Raw genomic sequence first — 4181 nt, 5'->3', positions numbered from 1 at the left:
CCTGGCGCGACGCGACGTGGCCATCGTCTCGCCTGTGGCCGGGACGACGCGCGACAGCATCGAGGTTCACCTCGACCTCGGCGGTGTGCCGGTGGTCGTGGTCGATACGGCGGGACTGCGCGACAGCGAGGATCCCGTCGAGATGGCCGGTATTGGCCGTTCGCGGGCGCGCATGGAGGCGGCCGATCTCGTGCTGTGGCTGTCACCGGACGGGGCGGCCGGCGTGCCGGCGGAACGCCCTCCAGGCGCCCCGGCCGAATGCTGGATCATCCAGACCCAAGCGGACCGCGGCGTGGCTGCCGACCCGTCGGCACGGCATCGCATCTCGGCGATGACCGGCGAGGGCATGGCCGGCCTGTTGAGCGCCCTCGCGAACTTTGCCACGGTGCGGATCGGCGGAGAGCCGGTCGTTGTCGTTCACGAACGCCATCGCCGCATCTTCCGGGACGTCGAGGCGGCCCTTGGTGCCGCCGCCGCGACTGTGGACTGGGACAGCGCCGCGGAGCTTGTCGCCGAGCACCTGCGCGAGGCTCTGGTAGCCTTGGGGCGAAGCAGGGGCCGTGTCGGCGTCGAGGCCATGCTGGATGAACTCTTCTCGGCCTTCTGCATTGGAAAGTAGGGCCGGCGTTTCACGTGAAACAGTCGATTCGCCCACGCAACGATTCGGGGGAGATCATCGGGGCGTTGCCAGCAACGGCGTCCGGGGATAGAGACCTCGCCGAGGATCGGTATGACCATGGCCGCTGCGGCATATGACGTCATTGTTGTCGGTGGTGGGCATGCGGGCTGCGAGGCGGCCGCCGCAGCCGCGCGCATGGGCGCTCGGACAGCACTGGTGACCCAGCGACCCGAGACGGTCGGGGCCATGTCCTGCAATCCGGCAATCGGCGGCCTGGGCAAGGGACATCTCGTCCGGGAGATCGATGCGCTGGATGGCCTGATGGGGCGTGTCGCCGATGCGGCGGGAATCCAGTTCCGCATGCTCAATCGTCGCAAGGGACCGGCCGTCCGGGGCCCGCGGACCCAGGCCGATCGCAAGCTCTATGCGGCGGCGATGCAGAAGGCGCTGGCCGTGCAGGCCGGTCTTTCGGTCGTCGCAGGCGAGGTCACGGCTCTCCTGGGGGACGCTGCGCAGGTGACCGGCGTCCGGCTGGCGGACGGTTCCGAGCTGACGGCTGGCGCCGTCGTCCTGACGACGGGTACGTTTCTTCGGGGGGTGATCCATCTCGGAGAGAAGAGCTGGTCTGCCGGCCGGATCGACGACGCGGCGAGCCTCGCCCTGTCGGAAAGCCTCGGACGCTTCGGCTTTGCGCTCGGCAGGCTGAAGACGGGAACTCCGGCACGCCTTGAGGGAGCCTCCATCGACTGGGCCGGGGTAGAGCTGCAGGAGGCCGATTCGGATCTGGAACCATTCTCGAGCCTGACCGATGCCATTACCAATCCCCAGGTGACCTGCGGCATTACCCGCACGACACCAGCGACCCACGCCATCGTGCGTGACAATCTCGGCCGCTCCGCCATGTATGGCGGTCGCATCGAGGGGGTCGGGCCACGCTATTGCCCGTCGATCGAGGACAAGATCGTTCGGTTTGGCGATCGGGACGGCCATCAGATCTTCCTCGAGCCCGAGGGCCTGGACGACACCACCGTCTATCCGAACGGGCTGTCGACCTCATTGCCAGAAGAGGTGCAGCTGGCGTTCCTGCGCTCCATCCCCGGTCTCGAGCGGGTCGAGGTCAAGCGCTGCGGCTACGCGATCGAGTATGACCACGTCGATCCGCGAGAACTGGAGCCAACGCTGGAGTCGCAACGGGCCGGGCGATTGTTTCTGGCGGGCCAGATCAACGGAACGACCGGCTACGAGGAGGCCGCTGCCCAAGGGCTTCTGGCCGGCATCAACGCCGCCTTGCGCGCTTCCGGGCGCGAGGGCGTCACCATCGGCCGGCATGAAGGCTATGTCGGCGTGATGGTCGATGACCTGACCTCCCGCGGCATTACCGAGCCCTACCGCATGTTCACCTCGCGGGCCGAGTATCGGCTGGCCTTGCGGGCGGACAATGCGGACCAGCGCCTCACGCCGCTTGGATTGACTCTGGGTTGTGTCGGGACCGAGCGCTCGATTCGGTTCCGTGACAAGTTGGCGGCGCTCGATGCGGTGCGCGGCCGTCTGGAGGCCTTGCAGGTGACGCCCAATCAGGGCGCTGCAGCGGGCCTCGCCCTGAATCAGGACGGCGTTCGTCGATCGGCGTTCGAACTCCTCTCGCGCCCGGATATCGACTGGGAAACGCTTTGCCGGGTCTGGCCCCAGCTGTCCGACGTTCCGCCCGCGGTCGCATCTCAGGTGGAGACGGATGCGCATTATGCCGTCTATCTCGACCGCCAGGCAGCCGAGATCGCAGCACATCAGCGGGACGAGGCTCTGGCCATCCCCCCGCATCTTGACCTCGACGCCATACCCGGTCTGTCCAACGAGATCAGGCTGAAGCTGCAGGCGAACCGTCCCCGGACGCTCGGGCAGGCCGCGCGGATGGACGGGATGACGCCTGCAGCGCTGACACTGCTGGCTGTCTGGGTGCGGCGAACCATGCGGTCCGCTGCATGACGGCGCTCGACAAGGCCTATTCTGCCGCTGAAAGGGCAGGCGTGCCTGTTTCACGTGAAACGGCCGAGCGTCTCGCCCTCTATGTCGATCTGCTGAAGCGCTGGAATCCCGTCAAGAACCTGGTATCGCCCCACACGCTCGGTGAGGTCTGGGACCGCCACATTGTCGACAGCCTCCAGCTCTTGCGGCTCGCGCCCGACGCGAAGACCTGGGTCGACATGGGCTCCGGGGGAGGGCTGCCGGCCCTGGTGATCGCAGCCTGCCTCGCCGACACGCCCGGGGCGCAGATCCACTGCATTGAAAGCAAGCTGGGCAAGGCTGCCTTCCTGCAGGAGGCGTCCCGGCAGATGCGCCTGCCGGTCAAGGTCTGGGCGCGCCGGATCGAAGATGTTGTCGGACCAGAACTCCGCCAGGCTGACGTGGTCACGGCACGCGCCCTCGCACCGCTCGCCAAACTGCTCGAACTGGCCAATCCCCTGTTGAAAACTGGGGCGCTCGGGATCTTTCCAAAGGGTCAAGATGTAGCGTCTGAATTGACTGAAGCCGCTAGATATTGGACATTCGATCCCAGATCGGTGCCGAGTGTTACCGACCTCAAAGGGCGGATCATCGTGGTCCAGGGGGTCGATCGTCGTACTGACTGACATCACCTGATGGACGTGGTCATGACACTGCTGCCTTCCTCCTCTTCCCAGACGGGCCCACGCGTCCTGGCTCTCGCCAATCAGAAGGGCGGGGTCGGCAAGACCACGACCGCCATCAATCTCGGCACAGCGCTTGCCGCGATCGGCGAAAAGGTGCTGATCCTCGACCTCGATCCGCAGGGCAACGCCTCGACGGGCCTCGGCATCGATCGTCGGTCCCGGCAGAAGTCGACCTACAGCGTCCTCGTCGGCGACCATTCCCTTGCCGAAACGATTCAGGAGACCTCTGTTCCGCGCCTGTCGATCTCGCCCTCGACCATGGATCTGTCCGGCGTCGAGCTCGAGATCGCCTCGGAGCGCGATCGGGCCTACCGATTGCGTCGTGCGGTGGAGAGCCTCGGTGCCGACTATTCCTATGTGCTGATCGACTGCCCGCCGTCGCTCAACCTCTTGACCATCAATGCGATGACGGCCGCCGATGCCATTCTGGTGCCGCTGCAGTGCGAGTTCTTCGCGCTGGAGGGCCTGTCGCAGCTGATCAAGACCGTCGAGCAGGTCAAGGCGACGCTCAATCCGCGCCTGACGATCCATGGCATCGTGCTGACCATGTATGACGCACGAAACAATCTTTCGGCTCAGGTCGTCGACGACGTGCGACAGTTCATGGGCGACAAGGTCTACCAGACCATCATTCCCCGCAACGTCCGGGTGTCCGAGGCGCCGAGCTACGGCAAGCCGGTGCTGCTCTACGACCTGAAATGCGTCGGCAGCCAGGCCTATCTCCGACTCGCTTCGGAGATCATCCAGCGCGAGCGTGTCCTGCGGGCGGCCTGACAATGGATTCGATTCGCCCCCGTTCTGAGTCATCCGCCGATGTCGTTACGTTGGCGTCCCGAAGGAGAGTTGACATGGTGGAAGATGCGGGCCGTTCGCGT

General features: G+C 65.8%; 4 protein-coding genes. All 4 read left to right on the top strand.

The genetic code is table 11. From position 1 onward, the window contains the following. On the top strand, positions 1–619 hold a 619-nt coding region (locus ACE3TU_RS19795), incomplete at its 5' end, for a GTPase (RefSeq protein WP_374627367.1). Positions 620–730: 111 nt separating this feature from the next. After that, positions 731–2602 (top strand): tRNA uridine-5-carboxymethylaminomethyl(34) synthesis enzyme MnmG, encoded by a 1872-nt coding sequence (mnmG, locus tag ACE3TU_RS19790; RefSeq protein ID WP_374627365.1) that lies wholly within the window; start codon positions 731–733, stop codon positions 2600–2602. Beyond that, positions 2599–3246 (top strand): 16S rRNA (guanine(527)-N(7))-methyltransferase RsmG, encoded by a 648-nt coding sequence (gene rsmG, locus ACE3TU_RS19785; protein WP_374627363.1) that lies wholly within the window; start codon positions 2599–2601, stop codon positions 3244–3246. Before mnmG ends, rsmG begins: the two co-directional genes overlap by 4 nt. Positions 3247–3267: 21 nt before the next feature. Continuing rightward, positions 3268–4080: a ParA family protein gene (locus ACE3TU_RS19780; protein WP_374627361.1), complete on the top strand. Its 813-nt coding sequence runs from the start codon at positions 3268–3270 to the stop codon at positions 4078–4080. Positions 4081–4181 lie beyond the last annotated feature (101 nt).

It is taken from the genome of Devosia sp. (genome assembly GCF_041917035.1).
Classification (GTDB): domain Bacteria; phylum Pseudomonadota; class Alphaproteobacteria; order Rhizobiales; family Devosiaceae; genus Devosia_A.
The sequence above is the reverse complement of the archived record's forward strand: the minus strand, read 5'-3'. Positions and strand labels throughout refer to the sequence as shown.

Bases quoted from the DNA above. Each gene is read 5' to 3' on its own strand.
- ACE3TU_RS19780 (WP_374627361.1), top strand. From the start codon at position 3,268: ATGACACTGCTGCCTTCCTCCTCTTCCCAGACGGGCCCACGCGTCCTG.
- mnmG (WP_374627365.1), top strand. From the start codon at position 731: ATGACCATGGCCGCTGCGGCATATGACGTCATTGTTGTCGGTGGTGGG.
- rsmG (WP_374627363.1), top strand. From the start codon at position 2,599: ATGACGGCGCTCGACAAGGCCTATTCTGCCGCTGAAAGGGCAGGCGTG.